This is a genomic window from Streptomyces sp. NPDC018031 (assembly GCF_044327625.1).
GTDB lineage: Bacteria > Actinomycetota > Actinomycetes > Streptomycetales > Streptomycetaceae > Streptomyces.
Map to the genome: position 1 here is coordinate 78724 of NZ_JBIRFT010000010.1, position 20716 is coordinate 99439.

The 20716-nt window shown below is 76.5% G+C and carries 16 protein-coding genes; 6 read left to right on the forward strand and 10 right to left on the reverse strand.

Going from position 1 to position 20716, the window contains the following annotated elements:
• Positions 1-227: 227 nt before the first annotated feature.
• Entirely contained in the window at positions 228-2624 is a 2397-nt protein-coding gene (locus ACH4B3_RS22120; RefSeq protein ID WP_398465159.1) for an NACHT domain-containing protein, read from the reverse strand.
• 601 nt (positions 2625-3225) lie between these two features.
• Between ACH4B3_RS22120 and ACH4B3_RS22125 the strand changes: the two genes are divergently transcribed.
• The 3 genes from ACH4B3_RS22125 to ACH4B3_RS22135 all read left to right on the forward strand — a co-directional run bounded on the left by ACH4B3_RS22125 (position 3226) and on the right by ACH4B3_RS22135 (position 8598).
• Entirely contained in the window at positions 3226-6102 is a 2877-nt protein-coding gene (locus tag ACH4B3_RS22125) for a SpoIIE family protein phosphatase (protein ID WP_398465161.1), read from the forward strand.
• A 485-nt stretch (positions 6103-6587) separates the two neighbouring features.
• Positions 6588-7511, forward strand: coding sequence for an endo alpha-1,4 polygalactosaminidase (locus ACH4B3_RS22130; RefSeq protein ID WP_398465163.1), 924 nt, complete (start codon positions 6588-6590; stop codon positions 7509-7511).
• A 94-nt stretch (positions 7512-7605) separates the two neighbouring features.
• On the forward strand, positions 7606-8598 hold the full coding sequence (locus ACH4B3_RS22135; RefSeq protein WP_398465165.1) for a hypothetical protein: 993 nt from the start codon (positions 7606-7608) through the stop codon (positions 8596-8598).
• Between the two features lie 129 nt (positions 8599-8727).
• On the opposite strand, the gene ACH4B3_RS22140 is transcribed toward ACH4B3_RS22135, so the two are convergent.
• Positions 8728-9996: a M20/M25/M40 family metallo-hydrolase gene (locus tag ACH4B3_RS22140; RefSeq protein ID WP_398465377.1), complete on the reverse strand. Its 1269-nt coding sequence runs from the start codon at positions 9994-9996 to the stop codon at positions 8728-8730.
• A gap of 223 nt (positions 9997-10219) precedes the next feature.
• Positions 10220-10384: a hypothetical protein gene (locus ACH4B3_RS22145; protein ID WP_398465166.1), complete on the reverse strand. Its 165-nt coding sequence runs from the start codon at positions 10382-10384 to the stop codon at positions 10220-10222.
• 702 nt (positions 10385-11086) lie between these two features.
• Between ACH4B3_RS22145 and ACH4B3_RS22150 the strand changes: the two genes are divergently transcribed.
• Both ACH4B3_RS22150 and ACH4B3_RS22155 read left to right on the forward strand, forming a co-directional pair.
• Complete coding sequence (locus ACH4B3_RS22150; RefSeq protein ID WP_398465168.1) at positions 11087-12109, forward strand: M28 family metallopeptidase; 1023 nt, start codon at positions 11087-11089, stop codon at positions 12107-12109.
• A gap of 303 nt (positions 12110-12412) precedes the next feature.
• Entirely contained in the window at positions 12413-12982 is a 570-nt protein-coding gene (locus ACH4B3_RS22155; RefSeq protein ID WP_398465170.1) for a hypothetical protein, read from the forward strand.
• A gap of 208 nt (positions 12983-13190) precedes the next feature.
• Here ACH4B3_RS22155 and ACH4B3_RS22160 read toward each other — a convergent pair whose 3' ends face one another.
• The gene (locus tag ACH4B3_RS22160) at positions 13191-14450 is read right to left on the reverse strand and encodes a globin domain-containing protein (RefSeq protein ID WP_398465172.1); all 1260 of its coding nucleotides are present in this window, start codon (positions 14448-14450) and stop codon (positions 13191-13193) included.
• A 244-nt stretch (positions 14451-14694) separates the two neighbouring features.
• On the opposite strand from ACH4B3_RS22160, the gene ACH4B3_RS22165 reads away from it, so the two are divergent.
• Positions 14695-15399, forward strand: coding sequence for a response regulator (locus ACH4B3_RS22165; protein WP_398465174.1), 705 nt, complete (start codon positions 14695-14697; stop codon positions 15397-15399).
• Positions 15400-15454: 55 nt separating this feature from the next.
• Here ACH4B3_RS22165 and ACH4B3_RS22170 read toward each other — a convergent pair whose 3' ends face one another.
• The 6 genes from ACH4B3_RS22170 to ACH4B3_RS22195 all read right to left on the reverse strand — a co-directional run bounded on the left by ACH4B3_RS22170 (position 15455) and on the right by ACH4B3_RS22195 (position 20716).
• Positions 15455-17122 (reverse strand): GAF domain-containing protein, encoded by a 1668-nt coding sequence (locus tag ACH4B3_RS22170; protein ID WP_398465176.1) that lies wholly within the window; start codon positions 17120-17122, stop codon positions 15455-15457.
• 87 nt (positions 17123-17209) lie between these two features.
• The gene (locus ACH4B3_RS22175) at positions 17210-17632 is read right to left on the reverse strand and encodes a pyridoxamine 5'-phosphate oxidase family protein (protein ID WP_398465178.1); all 423 of its coding nucleotides are present in this window, start codon (positions 17630-17632) and stop codon (positions 17210-17212) included.
• A gap of 422 nt (positions 17633-18054) precedes the next feature.
• Entirely contained in the window at positions 18055-18990 is a 936-nt protein-coding gene (locus tag ACH4B3_RS22180; RefSeq protein ID WP_398465180.1) for a LysR family transcriptional regulator, read from the reverse strand.
• Positions 18991-19267: 277 nt separating this feature from the next.
• Complete coding sequence (locus ACH4B3_RS22185; protein ID WP_398465182.1) at positions 19268-19669, reverse strand: gas vesicle protein K; 402 nt, start codon at positions 19667-19669, stop codon at positions 19268-19270.
• On the reverse strand, positions 19656-19907 hold the full coding sequence (locus tag ACH4B3_RS22190; protein WP_398465184.1) for a gas vesicle protein: 252 nt from the start codon (positions 19905-19907) through the stop codon (positions 19656-19658). Before ACH4B3_RS22190 ends, ACH4B3_RS22185 begins: the two co-directional genes overlap by 14 nt.
• Complete coding sequence (locus ACH4B3_RS22195) at positions 19904-20716, reverse strand: GvpL/GvpF family gas vesicle protein (protein ID WP_398465185.1); 813 nt, start codon at positions 20714-20716, stop codon at positions 19904-19906. Before ACH4B3_RS22195 ends, ACH4B3_RS22190 begins: the two co-directional genes overlap by 4 nt.

Consider the following 20716-nt stretch of genomic DNA (forward strand, 5'->3'; position numbering starts at 1 on the left):
GCGGCGGACGGATCGCGGCGGACGGACCGGTGCCGTGCGGGCGGCGCCGGCCCGGTCGCCGGCTCACCGTGGCGACGCCCCCGGCGGGCGCCGGGAGCCCGCCCCGGCCGCCGTCACGGGAACACCGTCCCGGACCGGCCCCGTCGACGTGGCCGAGGAGGCGGGGCAGCCGGCTTCCGGGTGCGCGGTACCCGCCGTGCCGGTGCCGTCCCCGGGCCCGGGGACGCTCACTCGCGCTCCGCGAGCCGGCGTTGCAACGCCTCGTGGCGGAACTGGTACACCGCGCCGGACTGCCGCAGCAGGTGCCGGTTCTCGTGTGCGTCGGCGAGGAACGTCATCAGCCGCCAGGGCAACCGGCCGGTGAGCGCCAACCGGCAGCGCGCCACGGTGTACCGGCCCCAGCAGGTCTGCAGGAAACCGACCGCCAGGCCGACCGCCACCAGGTCGGCCGCGGCGACCCCCAGGCCGCGCGCCGGCCCGAACTCCAGCCCCACCGCGCACCCGGCGCTCACCCCCACGGCGAGGCCCCAGGCCGTCGCCACCACGAGGAAGGAGGTCCGGTCCCGGGCCAGGACCGCCCGCGGCCCGGCCGCCGTCGTCAGGTCCGTGGTGGTGGACCGGAGCCCGCCCACGACGGCCCCGGTGGCGGTGGCGACGGCGGCCACCAGGAACCCCCGTTCCGGGCCCAGCCGGAGTCCCGTGCCCAGCCCCAGCACCGCCCCGGAGACCGGGCCGGACACCAGGCCCCGCCAGGACCAGCGCAGTCCGCGGGCCGGGATCTCGGGCGAGGCCAGCCCGGCCACCAGCCCGGCAGCCAGCCCCAGGCCCAGGCCGTTGACCAGCTGGGCCGGCAACCAGATGTCCGGGGCACCGACGAGGGTCCCCGCCGCGCCGCCGGCCACGCCCCCGGCGAGCCCGGCCCGGAACCGGGTGAAGCCCGCCACCGCGACACCGACCGCCACGGCGTTCACCACGGCCGGGCCGGGGCCCGCCACACCGGCCGCCGGCCCGAAGAGCGCCTGGGTGGCGAAGGCGGTCGGCACCGCGCCCAGCAGCCCGCCGGCCAGCGCCCGCGAGATGCCGCCGCGCCCGGCCGGGAACCGTGCCCGCGCCGCCGCGGCGGCGAGCGCCCCGGCGGCGAGCCCGCATCCCAGGCCCATCGGCAGCAGCAGTCCGGCCGCGCCGACCAGGCCCGCCGCCAGCCCCACCGCCAGCCCGGTGGTCGCCGCCGGGACCGCGCCGCTCAGCTCCCACCAGGCGAGGTCCGTCCGGCCGTGCCGGCGGCGCTCGAGATCACGGGCGAGGAACATCAGCCATCGCTCGGCCCGCTCCGCCCGTTTCCGCGCCGGCGCGGGGGTGGCGGCCCGGTCCCGGTAGGCCGCGGCCACCAGTCCGTCGCACAGATGGCTCTCCAGGCTTTCCCGGGAGGGGAAGTCCCGCTGGTCCAGCAGGTCCGCCGGGCTGCCGGCGGAGCCGGCTCCCGGCCCGTCGCGGGCCGGGTGGTAGACGGTGCGGGCGAGGGCGGCCATCAGCGGAGTGCTGAGTGCCTGGGCCAGCGGCGGCGGCGCGCCGGCCGCGGAGGAGGCGGCGAGCGCGTCGCGGACCGGGGTCCAGCGCGCCGCCTCCGCGGCGCCGCCGGCGCAGTCCTGCAGGTACCGCACCACGACCGCCGGGTCCAGGGGCAGCAGCTCCACCCCGGCGGCCCCGGTGAGCCGCGCCCCGGTGCCGTCCGGCGGACACACCGCCGAGCGGTAGGAGTCGCCGCGCGCGGCCAGCACCAGCCGCTGCCCGGGCCGCAGGGAGCCCTCGAGCCGGGCGACGGCCGAGCCCCGCGCCGCTTCCGGGATCTCGTCCATTCCGTCCAGCACCAGCACCAGCAGCCCCGCGTCCAGCAGCGCCCGGGCCCGCGACCCGGTGCCCGGCGGCCCGGGCTCGGCGAGACCCGCGTGGTCGAGCGTCAGCCGGTGCTCCAGCCAGTCGTCGAACCGCTGCCCGCCCGGGTCCCAGGAGGCCAGGGACAGCAGCACCGGCACCGGGTCGCCGGGGCCGCGCAGCGCGAGCAGGTCCAGCAGCAGGCGCGCCAGGAGGACCGTCTTGCCGGCTCCGGGGCCGCCGAGTACGACCAGCCGGCCGGTGGGCACCTGCTGAAGTGTGCGGCCGAGTCCGCCGTCGGTGCCGGCGAGTTCCGCGGGCCCGCCGGCCCACGTCGGGCCCGCCGGCGGGGGCGGCCAGCCGGCGCCGGTGGTGGCGAGCCGGACCAGCGACGGCCAGTCGTCGAACGGTTCCGGCGCCGCCGGCGCCCAGCTGACCGGCAGCGGGTAGGGCGAGTTGAGCTGCCGTCGCCGTTCCTCGTCCGCCCACTGCCGGCGCACCGCCACCGCCAGCAGGTCCGCCACCACGCCGAGATCCACCGCCCCGGAGGCCTCCGCCCGGTCGTCGCGGTACGCGGACCAGGCGAGCCACAGCCCGGTCAGTCCGGTCACTCCGCCGGCGAAGCCCACCAGCGACGCCGCCCCGTCCAGGTCCAGCCGCCAGGCGAGCAGGAGGGCCACGGCGGTGGAGCCGAGCAGCAGTCCGAGAGCGATGCCCCCCGTTCTGCGGACCGCTGCCGGATATCGCGCCACATCCCCCATCGTGCCGCCAACCGGCCGAGTCTGTCAGGGAGTTGACGGTACGTCCGTCCTGCTCGGCGCACCCGGCGGGACCGGCGAGGCGGGGCGTCCGGTGGGCCGTCGCACTCGATGTGCCCCCTCCCGGCCCGCCGGGAAGTCTTCCCCGGTCGCCGGAGAGAGACGTCTCGGCGACCGGGTCTGTACCACGGCGGGGGCCGGCCGGAGGGCCGGAGAGGGAATGCCGTCCGGCCGTGCTCCCCGCCTTCATTCCGCCTGTCCCGGACACGCGATATCAAACCCCAGAAAATATGGTCATTTACCTGCATTGCCCTCACGCAGCCGCCACTTCGCGGGTGCCTCTCACGGCGAGCACCGGCACCCAGGGGGCCGCACGGCAGGTCAGGGCGGGTCCGGCGCACCCACCACCCCACGCTGATTGAACCTTCACCCAGTCGGCGGCCGGCGGACCCGCCCGGGGGCGCCACGGGCCGTGCCGTCCGGGTTCCGCGGTCCCCGGAGGCCCGGCCCCGCGTCGCCGGTGCGGACCCACCGCCCCGGACCCGGCGCCGGCTCCACAGGCATGTACCACTTCAGCCCGATTATCCTGAATCCCGTGGAGTTCCGACCGTCCCCCGCGTGGGCCGGCCCCGGTCGGCGGCCGCCCCGGGCCGGGGTGCGCGCGGAGATCCTCGCCTCCTGGCAGCGCTCGCAGTCGCTCGGCATCGACCGCGAGCGGGTGACCTTGCCGGTCACCCAGGACCTGGACCCCGATTCCCGGCTGGTCAGGGCCGCGGCGCCGGTGCTGGAGCGCCTGTGCGCGCGGTTCGCCGGGACGCCGGTCTCGGTGACCCTGGCCGATGCGCAGGCGCACATCCTGGACCGGTGCGGGGACCCCGGCGTGCTGGAGTTGATGGACGCCGCTTCCCTGGTACCGGGCGCGAACGTCGACGAGCGGTTCATGGGGACCAGCAGCGTGAGCATGGTGCTGAGCACCAGGGAACCGTTCGTGGTCGTCGGCCAGGAGCACTTCCTGCACGACCTCAAGGCACTGACCTGCATGGCGGCGCCGGTGCGCGACCCGGTGGGCGGCACCGTGCAGGGCGCGGTCAACTTCTCCGTCCCCAGGGAGCTGGCCGATCCCCGGATGGCGCTGACGCTCCAGGACGCCACCGACCGCATCGCGGAACGCCTGCTGGAGTTCAGCACGGCCCGGGAACGCGACCTGATGAGCCACTTCCTCCGCGCCCGGGAACGCGGTGAGCACGCCGAACTCGACCTGTTCTCGGGCGAACTGGCGGGCCGCGGCGAGGCGGCCCCGCGGCTGACCCCGCAGGAACGGCTGATGCTGCTGGAGAGCGCCACCGAACTGCTCGCCCGCGACGACGAGACGTTCGCCGAGGTCCGGCTGGCCGGCAACCGGGTGGCGGCGCTGCGGCGCAAGCGGCTCAGCCACGGCGACGCGGAGGGCGCGGCGGTCGAGGTCAGCTTCCGGGACGCCGACGGCACCGGGGCTGCGCCGGCCACCGTGATCGCGCCGGGCGGCCGGGAGGTGCCGCTGCTGCGCGCACCCGCCCCGGCCGGGCGGGCGGCCCCGGACGACCCGGCCGGGCGACCCCCGCCCCAGGCGCCGGCCCGGCCCGCCGGGGCGACCGCGCGGTCCGCGGCGCGGCCGGCGGTCGGCGAGTCCTCCGGGGAACCGCCCAGCCGGCCCGACGCGTGGCTGCTGCTGGTCGGCGAGCCGGGCGTCGGCCGGCTCGCGGTCGAGGCGCGCGGGCGGCTGTCACTGTTGAACGAGGCGGGCGTCCGCCTCGGCACCACGCTGGACATGCGGCGCACCGCCGAGGAGCTGGCGGAGATCGCGGTGCCGCGCCTCGCCGACGTGGTCGTGGTGGACCTGGTCGAGGGCGTGCCGGCGGGCGAAGACCCGCCGCCGGCCCCGCTGGGGCCGGACGTGGCGCTGCGCAGGGTCGCCTGCCACGCCCACGGGGCCGCGGCCGGCGGCGCGGCGACCGGTGCCGCGGACGATCCGGTGGCCTACGCTCCCGGCACACCGCAGGCCCGGTGCCTGGGCAGCGGACGGCCGGTCGCGGACTCGGTGCTGACCGCCGCCCTGGCCGGCCCCTCCCCCGGCGGGCACCCCGTCGAGCTGCTCGGCGAGGGGGTGCACGCCTACCTGGGCGCCCCGCTGTGTGCGAGCGGCGCGGTCCTGGGACTGGCCGGGTTCTACCGCCGCGGGGCCGGGCCCTACGAGGCGGACGACCTGGTGCTGGCCGGCGAACTGGCGGCCCGGGCCGCGATCAGCGTGGACAACGCCCGCCGCTTCACCCGGGAGCGCGATGCCTCGCTCACCCTCCAGCACAGTCTGCTACCGCGCGAGACGCCCCGGGTGGCGGCCGTGGACCTCGCCTACCGCTATCTGCCCGCCGACACCGGCGCCGGGGTGGGCGGCGACTGGTTCGACGTGATCCCGCTGTCCGGGATGCGGGTGGCGCTGGTCGTCGGTGACGTGCCCGGGCACGGCCTGCAGGCCGCGGCGACCATGGGGCGGCTGCGCACGGCGGTGCGCACCCTGGCCGATCTGGACCTGCCGCCCGAGGAGGTGCCGGCCCATCTGGACGACCTGGTGGGCCGCGGGCCCGATGACCCGGCGACCGGCGCGACCTGCCTGTACGCGGTGTACGACCCGGTGACCCGCCGGTGCACGGCCGCCCGGGCCGGGCATCCGCCGCCCGCGGTGAGACTGCCGGACGGCCGTATCCGGCTGCTCGACGTGCCGGCCTGCCCGCCGCTCGGGCTCGGCGGGCTGCAGCCGTACGAGTCCGCCACCGCGGAGCTTCCGGAGGGCACCGTGCTGGCGCTGTACACCGACGGACTACTCAAGGAGGGGCGGGCGTACGGCGACGTCGAGGCGGGCACCGGCAGGCTGCTGGCGGCGCTGCGGGGCGCGGACCCGTCCCCGGAGGCGGTCTGCGACCGGTTGACGGCCACCGCCCCGTCCGGCGCGCCGCGCGACGACGTCGCCCTGCTGGTGGCCCGGCTGCGTGCGCTGCCCGACGACCGGATGGCGTCCTGGGAGCTGCCCGCCGACCCGTCGGTGGTGGGCCGGGCCCGGGCGCTGGTCAACCGGCAGCTGGCCGCATGGCACCTGTCGGAGCTGGAGTACAGCACCAGCCTGGTGGTGAGCGAGCTGGTCACCAATGCCGTTCGGTACGGCGGCGCGGGCCCGGTGGGTCTGCGGATGCTGCGCGACACGGCGCTGATCTGCGAGGTGTCCGACCGCAGCAACTCCTCGCCGCGCATCCGGCGGGCCGGGACGACCGAGGAGGGCGGGCGGGGCCTGTTCCTGGTGGCGCAGTACACCAGCAGCTGGGGCGCCCGCTACATGCCGGAGGGCAAGACGGTGTGGGCCGAGCAGACGCCGCACACCGAGCCCGCCGGAGCACCGGTGGACGAGGACACCTTGCTGGCCCGGTACGAGGACCTCGTCTGAGGCTCCTGGGCCGCCGGTGGGTACGGCGCCCCGGGCGCGGCCTCCCGGCGGCGCCCCGGCCGGGGCCGGTGCCGTGCCGCCGGCCCGGGCCGGCGCCGCGGGCGTCGGCCGAGGGCAGGTGAGCGTGCCGGTCCCGGGGCGGGCCGCCGTCACCGTGCCCCGTGTCGCCTCCCGTTGCCCTTTGCCCCCTTGCCCCCTTTCCCTCCGTCGCCCCCGCCGCCGGTGCGGTGGCCGCCGGACCGGGGACGTCCGTGATGCCGCGGACTCCCGGTTCGCCGGGCCAGGCCGGTCCGCCCCGGCGGCCCGGGGCTGTTACCGTCCGGGGGGACCCGCGCCGCGCCCCGCCCGGCCGGGGCACCGCACCGACGGGGTGGCGGGTGCGGAGGTACCGGGCGCCGACAGCGCCGGCCGCGCCGCGGACACGCCGGCCCGTCCGTGCCGCCGCACCGGCGGCGCGCGGCGGCAACGACGACCTGGAGCATGCCTTGTTCGACCTGATACCGCGGAGGCTCCGCGGTGCGTTCACGGCCGTGGTGGTGCTCGGCCTCCTGGCGGTGCCCGCGACCGGATGCGCGGGGAAGGACCGTGAGCACTCGGACGCCTCCTCGGCCCCGGCCTCTCCCGGTGCGACGAAACCGCCGGCGGACGGCGACCCGGCGTCCCGGTCCCCGGGTGCCGCCGACCCGGCCGAGGTGGTGCTTCCGGAACCGCACGTCGGCTTCGACTACCAGATCGGCGGCGCCTATCCGCCACCGCCGGGAGTGGGCGCCGTCTCCCGGGACCGCACCGCCGGACCGGCCGACGGGCTGTACAACATCTGCTACGTCAACGCCTTCCAGGCCCAGCCGGACGCGACCGGCTGGTGGCGGAAGAACCACCCCGACCTGCTGCTCCGGGACGAGTCCGGTGAACCGGTGATGGACGAGGACTGGGGCGAGGCGCTGCTGGACGTCTCCACCCCGGCCAAGCGCGAGCGGCTCGCCGCCATCGTGGGAGAGTGGATCGACGGCTGTGCCGCCGACGGGTACCAGGCGATCGAGGCGGACAACCTCGACTCCCACGAGCGGTCCGGCGGCCGCCTCTCCCCCGAGCACGACCTCGCCTTCGGACGGCTGCTCGTCGCCCGCGCCCATGCGGCCGGTCTGGCGATCGGCCAGAAGAACGCCGCGGAACTGGCGCGGCGGGGCCGGGAGATCGGCTTCGACTTCGCCGTCGCCGAGGAGTGCGGCCAGTACGACGAATGCGACCGGTACGCCACCGCCTTCGACGACCGGGTCCTGGTCATCGAGTACGAGGCGGCCGGGCTCGCCGCGGCCTGCGAGGAGTGGGGCGACACCCTGTCGGTGGTGCTGCGCGATCTGGACGTGCGGCCGGCCGGGTCCGCCGGCCACCTCCGCCGGACCTGCTGACCGGCCGCCGGGCCCACCCGGCCGCGGTACGGCGGTCGCCGGTCGGTAGGGTCCCCGGCGGGCGTGATCACGAACGGAGGGGGAGGTGGCGGTGATGGGTCGTCAGCGGCACGGGGCTGCCATGGCGGTCGGCGCGTTGGCGTTGTCGCTGGCGGCGGCGGTGTCCGGGTGCGGCGCCACGGGGGACGGCGCGGGCGGTCCCAACGGGGCCGGCGGGGACGTGCCTCGGATCGGGGGCGGGGACGAGGTGCCGGCGCTGCCGCTGGACCGCTACCGCATGACCGACGAGGACAGCGAGCGGCTGGTGCGGGCGCGCGACCGGCTGGTGCAGCGCTGCATGCGGGACCTGGGGTTCACCGGCTTCCCGCTCCGGCCGAAGGACCCGCGCGGCTCCCGTTCCGGCGGTTCCCCCGACTTCGCGCTCTCGGTGGTGCTGGTGTCCAGTACCCCGATGGGCAGCCTGGACCTGGAGGACGCCCGCCGGTGGGGGTACGGCTGGGACCCCGAACGGGTCCGCGAGCAGGGGCTGGGGGAGCCGGACGGCCTGGCGATGACCCAGCGGGAGTACCAGGCCTACCACGGCTGGAGCGGCACCGCGGGCGGGCGGGTCACCGTGGGCGGGCGCGCGGTGCCGGAAGGCGGCTGCGCCGGACAGGCGGGCCGCGAGCTGCGCCTGACCGACGTGCGGTCCCTCACCACCCGCAACTACCCTGCCGAGCGCGGGGAGGCGGTGGACCAGGCGGCGCGGAAGGACGAGCGGGTGCGCCGGGCCTGGGCGCAGTGGGCGCGCTGCATGGCGGACAAGGGCTTCACCGGCTACTCCGACTCGCGGGAGGCCGCCCGGGACAGGAAGTGGCGGCGGGACGCGCGGGGCAACACCTCCCACGGCGAACGGGAGGTGGCCACGGCCGTCGCGGACGTCGAGTGCAACCGGGCCCACAACACCGCGGGGCAGGTGTGGGCCGTGCTGGCGGAACGTCAGCGCGCCGACCTGGACCGCAACGAGCCCCGGTACGCGGCCGCCGCCAAGGAGACGGCCGCGCTGCGTGCCAAGGCGGACCTGGTGCTCGACGGCCCGGCGAAGTGACGCCGCCGCCACGGTGCGGCGGCCGCGCGGGGCCGGGGCGGGGCGGGGCCGGGGCCGTGCCGGGCAGGCCGGGGGCGGGTACGGGCCGGAGCGCGAGCCCCTTCGGCGGCGCGGCCCCGGCCCCGTCCGCTACGGCCGGTGGGTCCGCTCCGCGATCCAGCCGGCCATCGCCCGCACGCCCGCCGCGATGGCCCGCTCGTCCGGGGCGAAGTCGGGGTAGTGCGGATAGGCGGTGGTGATGGGCGCGCCGGGGGCGCGGACGCCGAGGAAGGTGTACGTGCCGGGGACCCGGTCCAGGTAGAGGGCGAAGTCCTCGCCGTTGAAGGGGAAGGCGGCGTGGAGTTCGGTGACCGTGTCCCGGCCGAGCGTGCGGCGCAGACGGCGGGCGAGCGCACGGGCGTCGGACTCCGGGCAGACCATCGCGGGGAACGGTTCGCCGGGGAAACGCACCCCGGCGCCCGGGTGGAACGCGGCCAGCCGGCGGATGTCCTCGCGCACCCCGGTGTACCGTTCCTGCGGCCAGCAGCGGTAGGACACGCTCACCTTGGTGTCCAGCGCCCCGGCCCGGACGGCCACGAACCGGGCCAGCGGCCCGTCGGGCGTCTGCACATCGGCGACCATCCGTTCCAGGTCCGCCGGGGTCCGCGGCGGGGTCACCGTCGCGAGCGCGCCGATCTCGGCGGCCAGCCGGCGCGCCGCCGCGGGCGCGTCCGGCCCCGTGAGGGTCACCTCCGCGTGGTCCTGGCCCGGCAGCCCGTGGCCGGGGGTCACCGCGAACCGTCCCACCGGGAACGGACCGCAGTGCAACGCGTGGATCTCCGCCACGCCGGTACGCTCCAGCACCCCCGCGTCGATCATCGCCCGGGCACCGGCCAGCGCCTCTTCGGCGGGCTGGAAGAGGAACACCACCGTGCCGCTCAGCCGCCGCCGCAACCGCGCCAGGGTCCGTGCGACACCGAGGGCCACCGTGGTGTGCACATCGTGCCCGCACACATGGGCCGGTGCCGTCCCGCCCCCGACGATGCCCGCGGCCGGCACCGCGTCCATGTCCGCCCGGTACGCCACGGTGCGGCCGGGGCGGGCGCCCCGCAGCACACCGACGACGCCGTGGCCGCCGATCCCGGTGGTGACGGCCAGCCCGGCCGCCCGCAGTTCGCCGGCCACCACCCCGGCGGTGCGCTCTTCCCGGCCCGGAGCCTCGGGGTGCCGGTGGAGGTCGCGCCGGAGTGCGATCAGTCCGCGCTCCAGCCGTGCCACCTCCGCGTCCACCGCCCCCTGCGGCAACCGCCCGGCCCGCCCGGCGTCGGCGGCGGCCGTTCCCGCGGCTCCCCACAGCAGCCCGGTGCCGGCCATCGCCGCGGCGCCGAGCAAGGTACGGCGTGCCGGCGGCAGTTCCATCGGTCGCTTCACGGTGTCCCCTTCGTGATCGTGCGCCTGGTCCTCCGCCGATGTCCGGGGAGGACCTGCCGGAACACGATCGCCGACGGACGCCGCCGGCGCCCATCCGGCAGGCCACCGGCGGGGCGTGGGGATAGCCCCACCGGAGCCCGGGCGGTCCGGGGGGAACGGCGCGGGCACGGCGCGGGCACGGCCGCACGAGCGGCCGGCCGGCGGAGCCGGGCTAACCGTGGCAGGCGGGCAGGAACTCCAGCCCCTCCGGGGTACCTCGGGTGAGCACGGCCAGGTAGGACTCCGGAATGTCGCAGCCCAGGTCCTGCCACTCGAGCGCGAACAGGGTCCACACCACGAAGGCGCCGAGAAGGAGCCAGTGCCAGCCTTTTGACATGCCCGATTATGGCCCGGGGGTGAGCCGTGGGGACAGGGGCCGGAGCGGACGGGACGTCAGGGCCCCCGCGCCCCCGCACGGCGACCGGGCCCGGGGCCCCGGGACGCCTCGGCGACGAAGGGGGCGGCAGCCGTGCGGTCGGCCGCCGACCGCCAGGGGACGGAGCCCCCGGCGACCGCCGGACCGGGGCGATAACCCCGGCCTATCGCGAGATGCCATCTCCCCGCTGCCCGGCGGGCGCCCGCATACTCCCGGGGATCGAGTTCCTCCACCTCCAGGGCGCCCCCCACACACCACGGATCGGCACGTGGCAGAGCGACCTGCGGATGAAAGCGAACTTCTCCCATGGATGCATCTCGTTCAGTTCCTCCACGCGGCCCGTTGCCCGGTGGCGGTGCCGGCGCCCGGACGGCCGCGGCGCGGCCCTCCGCTGCCGACCGGCCCGGACCCGACGGCCCGGCCGGCACCGGGCGCGCCGCGCGCTGACCGGCGCGGCGCCCGCGCCCGCCCCTGCCGTGCCGCCGGTCGCGGAGCCGGCCCTCCGGGACCGCGGCACGCCCCACGACGGCGCGGCCCACCCCGCCCAGGGGTGCCGCCGCGCGCCTGCCCCACCGCACCCTTCCCACGCTCCGGCCCTCCCGGACGCCGACCCGGCGCCCGGGAACCGGCCACGAGCCACACCCCCCATCATGAGGAGCACAGGTGCAGATACGTACTGCCGGTATCGGCATGGCCCTGGCGGTGACCACCGGTTTCGCGGTGGTCCCGCTCACCACTCCGGCCTCGGCGTCGCCCGGACAGGCGGCGACGGCGCAGGCGCGCTCCGACGCCGCCTCCGGGGGCGCGCGCAGCGCCGCGGCACCGGACGTCGACGTCAGCAGAGTCCAGGGCCACCTGACCCAGCTGAACCAGATCGCCCGGGACAACGGCGGCAACCGGCGCTCCACCACCAACGGCTACCGCCAGTCCGTCGCCTATGTGAAGGGCAAGCTCCAGGCAGCGGGCTTCACCGTCACCGAGCAGGCCTGCACCTCCGGGTGCACCCCGGGAGCCGGACCGAACCTGGTCGCCGAGTGGCCCAAGGGCGACGCCTCGAAGGTGTACATGTTCGGCGCGCACCTGGACGGGGTCTCCGCCGGACCGGGCATCAACGACAACGGCTCCGGGTCGGCCGCGCTGCTGGAGACCGCCCTGGTGCTGGCCCAGCAGAACCCCGCCATGCTCAACCGGGTCCGCTTCGCCTGGTGGACCGACGAGGAGCAGGGTCTGAACGGCTCGCGGTTCTACGTCAACTCGCTGCCGAGCACCGAGCGGTCGAAGATCAAGGCGTACTACAACTTCGACATGATCGGGTCGACCAACGGCGGCTACTTCATCAACAACCTCAACAGCACCGCTTCGGCGCCCATGAAGGCGTACTGGGATTCCCTGGGGCTGCGTCCGCAGGAGAACGTCGAGGGGCAGGGGCGCTCGGACGACTACTCGTTCCAGCGGGTCGGCATCCCCACGTCGGGTTACGCCACCGGAGCCTCGGCGCGCAAGACGTCCACCGAGGCGGCCAAGTGGGGCGGCACCGCCAACCGCGCCTACGACCCCTGCTACCACTCCTCGTGCGACACCACGAGCAACATCAACGCCACCGCGCTGAACCGCAGCGCGGACGGCATCGCCTACACGGTGTGGCGGACCGCGGTGTCCGGCGGCGCCGTCACGTCGTCGCGGTGACACCGGCGGACCACTGACCGGTCACACCGGGCTGCCGGGCGACCGGTCCCCGGGCGGGCGTTCCGAGCCCGCCCGGGGGCCGTGCACCGGCCACCGGCTACGCCACCGGGCACGGGCCCGTCCGCGGCACGGTTCCGGGCGGCGGTGGCCGCCGGCAGCACCCGCCCGGCCGGGCCCGGTTTCCTTCCTCCCGGGGCCGTTCGGCCCCTGTCCGTCCCGGTCCCGGACCGTGTTCACTGCTTCCCTCGGCTGAAGACGGAGACGAGGCTGGAGGCGAAGGATGACGACCTGGGGACGGGCCCGATGATCGCGGCCGTCGGGCACGCGGACCTGACCGCGGACACCCTGGAGTTGCTGGAGACCGAACTGCGGACGCGGCTGGAGCGGCTCGCGGAGGGCGCGACGGGCCTGGTCCGCGGCGGCGCCGGGCTGCCCCTGGTGTTCGGGCGGGCGATGCGCGAGGCGGGGCGGCGACTCACGCTGCTGCTGCCCGCCCGGGGCGCGCTGCCCGCGGTACTGCCGGAGCGGGACCGGCACGCCGCCGGGGAACTGCTGCTCCTGGCCGAGCAGGTCCGGCTGCTGCCCTTCGACCCGGCGGACCGGGGCGACTGCATCAGCACCGACGAACGGATCATCCAGTCCTGCCGGCGGGTGCTGGTGGTCTGGGACGGCTCGCCGTCCGACGGTTCGGACGCCACCGCGCATCTGGTGGCCTTCGCCCGGGCCCGCGGCATCCCGGTGGAGGTCCTCTGGCCCGCGGGCGCCTCCCGGGCCGGCGGAACACCGCGTGGGCCGGTGGCCCGGCACGCCGGCCGGCCGGCCCGGCCGCACGGGGGCCGGCCCGATGCGGAACCGGCCGCCGGGCGGGACTGACGGGCACTGCGGGTGGCCGCGGCCCGGCGGCGCGTCCCCCGCGGCAAGGCCGGGCCGGTGTCCGTTCCGCCGGGCCGGTGTCCGTCCGCAGCGGCTCCCGGCCCGGCGGGCCGGCCCCCGCGGCCCGGTCACCGGGCGCCGCGGCACCGGGCGGCTGCCCGCGGCCCGGCGCCCGCCCGCCCCCGGCGTGCCGGCCCGCCTGCCGGGCCTACCGGCAGACCCGTGGGAGACCGCCCGCCCCGGCCAGTTCGGTCTGCCGGTCGTGGCGGATGCGCCCGGCGGGCACCCCCGCGTCGGCGAGGCGGGCCACCGCGGGGGCGACCGTCTCCGGCGGGCCGCTGACGAACGCGAGGTGCCCGGACCAGTCGCCGTCGCGCAGCACCTCCTCGGCCAGCGGGCCGAATCCGCCCGCCCCCGGCCCGCCGCCCGGCACCGGAACCACCGTCAGCCAGGGGCGGCGGTGCGCCGAGCCGGCCAGGTGCGCCCGGTCGTACGCCTCGGGGCCGAGCAGGAGGTGGACCCGGCCGCCGTGGGTCCGCCGCGAGTCGAGCTCCTGCAGCAGGGCCTTCACGGGCGCCCAGCCGGTGTCGTACGCCACCAGCAGCAGGTCCCCCACCGGGCCCTCGTCCAGCGTCATCACCCCGTGGGCGGGGCCGAGCCGCAGGACGTCGCCGGGGCGGGTGCGGTGGACCAGCGCCTCGCTCACCCCGCCGCTCCCGACGGCCCGGACGTGCAGCTCCAGTTCGCCGTCCGGGCGCGGGGCGCCGGCGAGGTAGTACGGGCGCCAGGTGTGTTCCAGCAGCGGGGATTCCACGGACGCGCAGTGGCCCGCCAGGTACGGGTAGGGCTCGTGCGTCCGCAGGCGGAGCACGGCGACGCCGGGGGTGCGCAGGTGGTGTTCGAGCACGGTCGCCTGCCAGCAGGGCGGTTCCGCGAGCGCGGACTCCGCGCCGTCGACCATGGCCGCGACGGCGAACCGCAGCATCCGCAGCCACGCCCGCTCCAGTGGTGCGGTCCACCGCGCGCCGGCCCGGCGGCGCAGCGCCTCGCACAGCGCCTCCTCGAACGCCTCGTAGTGCGCGGGCCGCACGCCGAGCTTGCGGTGGTCCCGGCCCAACCGGGCGAAGGCGGCGGTGATGTCGTCCGGGCGGTCCAGATGCTCGATCAGGTACTCGAAGATCAGCGCGAGGTGCCTCCGCTGGAACTCCATCGACTCCGGGAACAGCGACCGCAGGTACGGGTGGCGCGCGAACAGCACCTCGTACAGCTCGCCGATCAGCTCGTCGAAGGGGGTCACCAGGTCGCGGCAGCCGGTGATCAGCCGCCGGTCGGCGGCGCCGTCGTAGTGGTCCGGTACCCGGCCGCCGCCGGTCTCCCGGTCTGGGCCGGGCACGAGGAGCCGGCGGCGGAGCCGCATCGCGTCGTGCCGTGCGAGGAGTGTGTGGTAGTCGTCGCCTGTGGTGTTCACGGATTAGCCAGCAGCTCCTGTCGGGGGTACGGGCGGCTGCGCGGCGGCACGGGGAGCGCCCGGGACCGCCCGTCCTGGTATGGGGCGCGCTCACTATGGCATCTGACCGGTATGCCCGTTCGCCCCCGGTCCGTAGGGCCGTTCGGCCCTACCGCCCCGGAGGTGATGAGGTATGTGCTGGCGCACGCCGGGACGGTCCCGGCGTGTGGCCGAAAGACCCAGGCACACCGGAAGAGAGCACCACGTGGATCACTCGCCCCTGACCGCAGCGCCGGTACGCGTCTTCGTCCTCGACGACCACGAGGTGGTGCGCCGCGGAGTGCGCGACCTCCTCGAAGCCGAACCGGACATCGTGGTGGTGGCGGAGGCGGGCACCGCCCGCGAGGCCCTGGCCCGCGTGCCGGCCGTGCGCCCGCAGGTCGCGGTGCTGGACGTACGGCTCGGCGAAGGCGAGGAGGGCGGCGACCGCCAGGGCATCGAGGTGTGCCGGGAACTGCGGGCCCGGATGCCGGAGCTGGCCTGTCTGATGCTGACGTCCTTCGATGACGACGAGGCGCTGTTCGACGCCATCATCGCGGGCGCCGCGGGCTATGTGCTCAAGCAGATCAAGGGCGCCGAGCTGGTGACGGCGGTACGCACCGTCGCGACCGGGCAGTCGCTGCTGGATCCGCGGGCCACCTCGCGGGTGATGGCCCGGCTGCGCGGGCCGCAGCCGGTCGAGCGGCCCGAGCAACCCGAGTGGGCCGGCCTTTCGCCGCGGGAACTGCAGATCCTGGAGCTGATCGGGGACGGCCTGACGAACCGGCAGATCGCCGAGCGGCTGTTCCTGGCGGAGAAGACCGTGAAGAACCGGGTCTCCTCGCTGCTGGCCAAGCTGGGCGTGGGGCGCCGGGTGCAGGCGGCGGTGGTCGCCGAGCGCATGCGGAAGAGCCCTTCGGCGCCGGTCTGAGGCGCCGCGTGGCCGGGCCGGTGGGCGAGGGCGGACGGCCGGTGCGGCCGCGGGGTCACGGCAGCGGCACGCGCCAGACGATGCGGGTCCCCCCGGTCGGCGGGGAGTCCACGGTCAGGGCACCGCCCAGCAGTTCGGCGCGGATGCGCATGTTGACCAGGCCGCCGGTGTGCGGGGCGGTGCCGACGCCCACCCCGTCGTCGGCGACGGTGAGCGCGACCTCGTCGTCCGTGACGGCCAGGTGCACGTCCACCCGGCCGGCCCCGGCGTGCCGGGCGGTGTTGCTCAGCGCCTCCGCGGCCACCGCCGGCAGGTGCTCCGCCAGTTCGTCCGGCACGGCGCTGTCCACGGGGCCGTCGATGCGCAGGGCGGGGGCGAAGCCGAGCGCCGGGGCGGCGGCCTGCGCGGCCTCGGCCATCCGGCGGCGCAGCCCGGACGCCGGGCCGCCGACACCGGTCGAGCGCAGGCCGAAGATCGCCGTTCTGATGATCCTGATCGTGTCGTCGAGGTCGTCCACGGCCCGGCCGACGCGCTCGGCGGCCTCCGGGCGTTCGATGAGGCGGGTGGCGCTCTGCAGGGTCATCCCGGTGGCGAAGAGCCGCTGGATCGCCAGGTCGTGCAGGTCGCGGGCGATCCGGTCGCGGTCGTGCAGGACCGCGAGTTCCTCGGACTGGGCACGGCGCCGGGCGAGTTCGAGGGCGATCGCCGCCTGGTCGGCGAAGCCGGAGATCAGCTTCACCTCGGCGGGGTCGAACGCCGGCCGGCCCGCCAGCCGGCTCAGCCGCAGGGCCCCGCCGCCGGTCTCCACCGGCAGCGGGACCGCCACGGTGGAGCCGTACGCCTCCGGGTCACCTCCGAACGGATGGGCGCGTTCGTCGGAGCGGATGTCGCGGCTCACCGCGGGCTCCCCGGTGGAGGCGGCGAGCCCGGCCAGCGACCCTCGCGCGGGTACCGCCCGGCCGCCGATGGACCGTGCGTCGCGGCCGTGGGCCACCTCGGCGACCAGGCAGTCCGGCCGTCCGGCGGCGGGGATCAGCACCGCGGCGGTGTCGGCACCGGCGACCTCCAGCGCACGCCGCGCGATCAGGTCGAGCACCTCGCGGGCCTCGGTGCCGGTGAGCAGGGCGCGGGTCACCTCGGCGAGGGCCTCCACCCGGCGTTCGCGGCGGCGGCTCTCCTCGTACATCCGGGCGTTCTCGATCGCCATGCCCGCGGCGACGGACAGGGTGTTCAGCACGGCCTCGTCGTCGGCGTCGAACTCCCCGCCCCGCTTCTCGGTGAGGTAGAGGTTCCCGAAGACCTCGTCGCGGACCCGGATGGGGACGCCGAGGAAGGTGCGCATCGGGGGGTGGTGGGCGGGGAAGCCGTAGGAGGCGGAGTGCCGGGCGAGATCGGTCAGCCGCAGCGGGACGGGGTTGCGGATCAGCTCGCCGAGGATGCCCCGGCCGCAGGGGACCTGTCCGATCCGGGCGGCCAGGTCGTCGGCGATGCCGACGGGCAGGAACCGGGACAGCCGCTGTCCGTCACCGACGACGCCGAGCGCCCCGTACTCCGCGTCGGTGAGGGTCACCGCCGCCTCCACGATGCCGCGCAGCACCTGGGAGAGCTCCAGCCCGCGCCCGAGGCTCATCACCGCGTCGAGCAGGCCGTGCACCCGGTCGGGGGAGCCGAGCCGGGAGTGCGGTCCGCGGGACGCCGTCTCACCGTCTGCTGTCTGCGCCATGCCTGCTCCCCGGACCCATTACCTGACCAGCAGGGTAGAACACCGCGCGACGCGGTCGGCGCGGGGCGTGGTGTCCGTGCCGGGCCGTCACGGGGCGGGCACGATCCGGTACGCGGTGACCATGCCCGGTCTGATGCTGACGAAGGTGTCGGCGCGTTGGTCGATCCACGGCCTCAGCACCGTGCGGTAGCGGTCGACGAGCGCCTCGTCGCGGACGACGGTCGCCACACCGGTGAGGATGACGCTCCAGCCGGTGTGCGAACGCGGGTCGATCTCGTCGGCCTCGTAGGCCACGACACCGCTGAGGACCGCCTGCTTCAGCAGGGCGGTGCCGGTCCGGGACCGGATGACGACCCGGCCGTCGTGGACGATGTGGTTGACGGGGCGGATCGCAGGCAGCGCCCGGTGGGTGAAGACCACCCGGCCCAGCCGGACTCCGGCGAGCAGCCGCAGCGCGTCCTGTTCGCCGACCTCGACCACGCGGACGTCGGGGCGGGCGCCGGTGGTCATGTGCCGGCTCCGCCCCGGCGGGGCCGCGGCCTGTGCGTGCCGGACTGTGCGGTCATCGGTGAGCGCCTCCTCGGCGGTGAACGGACGGCCACGAGACCGCCCGGGGAACGCGGTTGCGGCCCCTGCTGACACGGGGCGACCAGTGCACCACCGGCACCGTGCCCCGGCCCAGGGCCGTTCGGCCCTGTTCGCGGGGGCGGCGCGGTGCGGGGCCGGTCGGGCGGTGCGGGGGGCCGGTCGGCCCCCGGGCGCAGGCCTGTTCGGCCCTACCGGCGCCCCGGCCGCGCGGCCGATCATGTGGCGGCGGGCTGGGAAGCGGCGGCCGGTCCCCCGCGGCCGTACACGCTTCCCGGTCCGTCGAGGACGCGAGCGAGTGGAGGGTCCCGGCCGGTGGACGACGTGGGTCCCGCGAGTACGCGGGGTCAGGTCGCGAGGTACGGCGCGGAGGTGAGCGGGGTGATGCCGCTGATGTCCTCCGCGGCACGCCCGAGCGCGCGGGCCAGCGCCGGCGCGTGGCGGGTGAAGGAACTCCTCCTGCGGAAGACGAGGGAATGCCGGATCCGCCCGCCCAGGTCGGCGACCGGCAGGTGCCGCACCCCTTCGGCCGGCGGCAGCGAGCTCTGCACGAAGGACACACAGCGATTGCCGCGGATGACGTCGGGCCGCGGCCCGGTCACCGGGATGTCGTAGGTGATGGTGGGGTCGAATCCGTACGGTCGGCAGGTCCGGCGGAGCCACTCCATGCAGTTGTCGCGCCCGGAGGAGGAGATCCACTCCTGCCCGGCCAGGTCGGCCATGCTGACGGCGTCCCGTCGCGCGAGCGGGTGGTCGTCGGCCACCGCGACCTGCATCGCCGATTCGGCCAGGGCGAGTTCCGCGAGGTCGTCGGTGTGCAGGAGGGCGCAGTCGGCGCCCGCCACCCGCACGGCGGCGTCGAGTTCCCCGGTCCGCAGCATGCCGAGCAACTCGGTGGAGGTGTCGGCGACGACGAACTGGACCCGCCGCTCCGGCTTCTGCACCTCGCCCCAGTCCATCAGCGCGCCGGACAGGGCACTGGAGGTCCAGCCGACGCGTACCACGCCGGGGGCGTCGGCGCGCAACCGGCCCAGCTCGCCGGCGGTGTCGTCGAGGAGCGCCAGGATGGTCCTGGCCTGCTCCAGCACGGCCGTTCCGTACGCGGTCGGGCGCGCCCCCGTGGCGCCCCGGTCGAACAGCGCGCCGCCCAGCAACCGCTCGACCCGCCGGATCTGGCGGCTCAGCGCCGGTTGCGGCAGGCCGAGCCCGGCCGCGGCCCGGTTGAGGCTTCCCGTCTCGGCCACGGCACACAGGGCCCGCAGATGCCGGATTTGCAGTTCCACACGACTTCCCGACGCGAGGGCCGCGGCAAGGCCCGGGCCCTGGCGCGGCGTGGGCAGGGGGATGGGGGGTCAAGGGGGTGCCGGCGGCCCGCGGCGTGCACCGCCGAGCGCCCGTCGGTGGTTCAAACTACCCATCGGCGGCACGGATCGGCCATCCGGAGCGGGGAGACTACGGATACCCGAAAAAATGCGGCACGGGAGGAGCCCGCCCGCCGGCGACCGGCGACCGGTGAAAGCCCGTTCCGCCGGCGCGCGCCGCGGACCGTCGTCCCGGGGCCTACGGCGGCAGCAGGGTGCCCAGCGGTCCCAGGTCGAGGTTGAGGTCCTCCAGGGTGAGGTCGTAGCGGTCGCACAGCTCCACCATCCGGTCGTGCAGGATCATCAGGGTGAGCCCCAGCCGCTCCTCCTGCTCCTCGGTGAGGCCGCCCTGGTCGACCCGGCGCAGTGCCTGGCGCTCCATCAGCTGGCGGAGCAGTTCCACGATGGTCAGCACCAGCTGGACCAGGTCCCGTTCCACCGTGTCCGGGTCGGCGTGCAGCCGTCGGGCGGCGCGCTGCCCGCGCCGCCCGGACACCCCGGGCAGCTCCTCCGGTCGGGCGGGCAGCAGGGCGAAGGCCCGGGACGCCGCCTCCGCGACCTCGCGCATCCGGTCGGTCTCCGGGGGGTCAGGGGAGTTCACCGCGGATCCCGCCGCCCGGGGTGGGCGTCAGCCCCGGGAGGGCGGATGCCCAGGGCAGATCGCTCTGCTCGCTGATCGCCACGATCACCGCGCGCAGCGAGACCCGCACCAGGTCGATGTCCGCGATCGACAGCACCAGATCGCCGGTGAGGACCACTCCGCCGCTCAGCAGCCGGTCCAGCAGGTCGATCAGGGCCACCTGCCGCTCGGCGAGGGGGCGGTCCTCGTAGGCGCTCACCGGGTCGCCTCCCGCTGTGCGTCGGGTTCCGGTGGCGTGGCGAAGGAGTACGGCGCCCAGGGGCCGGTCACCTCCACCCGCACCCCGGGCAGGCCGTCCGCGGCGCGTGCCATCCGCTCGCGGAACTCCTCGGCGAGCGGACCCGGGACCAGATAGGCGTCGTTGGCGACGTTCTCACCGGCCCCGCCGCCCGGCGGGGTCTGCTGGACGCGGTGCCGGGCGCGGTCCAGCGCCAGCCCGCGGGCCTGCTCGTCGATCCGGCGGACCGCTTCCTCCGCCGTCTGCCAGGCGTCCTCCCGGGCCCGGTGCTGGTGCCGGCGCCGGGCCAGATAGGCCCTGCCGGGATCGGGTGACTCCGCCGCGGAGGTCGCGGAGGCGGGGGCGGCCGGCGGCGCGGTGGCCGCCTCGGCGTAGATCTTGACGCCCCACTCCACCATGTCGGTGAGCCGGGCGAGCATCGCGGTGAAGTCCTCCTCGCGCTCGGCCAGCATCTCCCGGACCCGGGCGTGGTCGAGGTACACGGTCGCCAGCCGCAACGGCAGCACCGTGGTGTGCGCCGCCAGGGTCTCGATGACGAAGTGGTGGGCCCGGGCCGTCGTCTCCAGCCAGTCGAGGTCTTCCAGATGCCCCTTGAGGGCTGCTTCGTGGAAGTCCGCCTCGGGTACCGTGCTGACGGCCGCGGCGACCCCGCCGGAGTGCACCAGGGTGACGGGAGCGGCGGCCACGCCCCGGACACCGGCGAGCGCGGTTTCCTCCAGTGAGTCGCCGGAGCGCACCACCGCGTACGCGTAGCTGAGCACACCCTCCAT

Bases quoted from the DNA above. Each gene is read 5' to 3' on its own strand.
- ACH4B3_RS22145 (WP_398465166.1), bottom strand. From the start codon at position 10,384: ATGTCAAAAGGCTGGCACTGGCTCCTTCTCGGCGCCTTCGTGGTGTGG.
- ACH4B3_RS22140 (WP_398465377.1), bottom strand. From the start codon at position 9,996: ATGGAACTGCCGCCGGCACGCCGTACCTTGCTCGGCGCCGCGGCGATG.
- ACH4B3_RS22135 (WP_398465165.1), top strand. From the start codon at position 7,606: ATGGGTCGTCAGCGGCACGGGGCTGCCATGGCGGTCGGCGCGTTGGCG.
- ACH4B3_RS22195 (WP_398465185.1), bottom strand. From the start codon at position 20,716: ATGGAGGGTGTGCTCAGCTACGCGTACGCGGTGGTGCGCTCCGGCGAC.
- ACH4B3_RS22170 (WP_398465176.1), bottom strand. From the start codon at position 17,122: ATGGCGCAGACAGCAGACGGTGAGACGGCGTCCCGCGGACCGCACTCC.
- ACH4B3_RS22155 (WP_398465170.1), top strand. From the start codon at position 12,413: ATGATCGCGGCCGTCGGGCACGCGGACCTGACCGCGGACACCCTGGAG.
- ACH4B3_RS22175 (WP_398465178.1), bottom strand. From the start codon at position 17,632: ATGACCACCGGCGCCCGCCCCGACGTCCGCGTGGTCGAGGTCGGCGAA.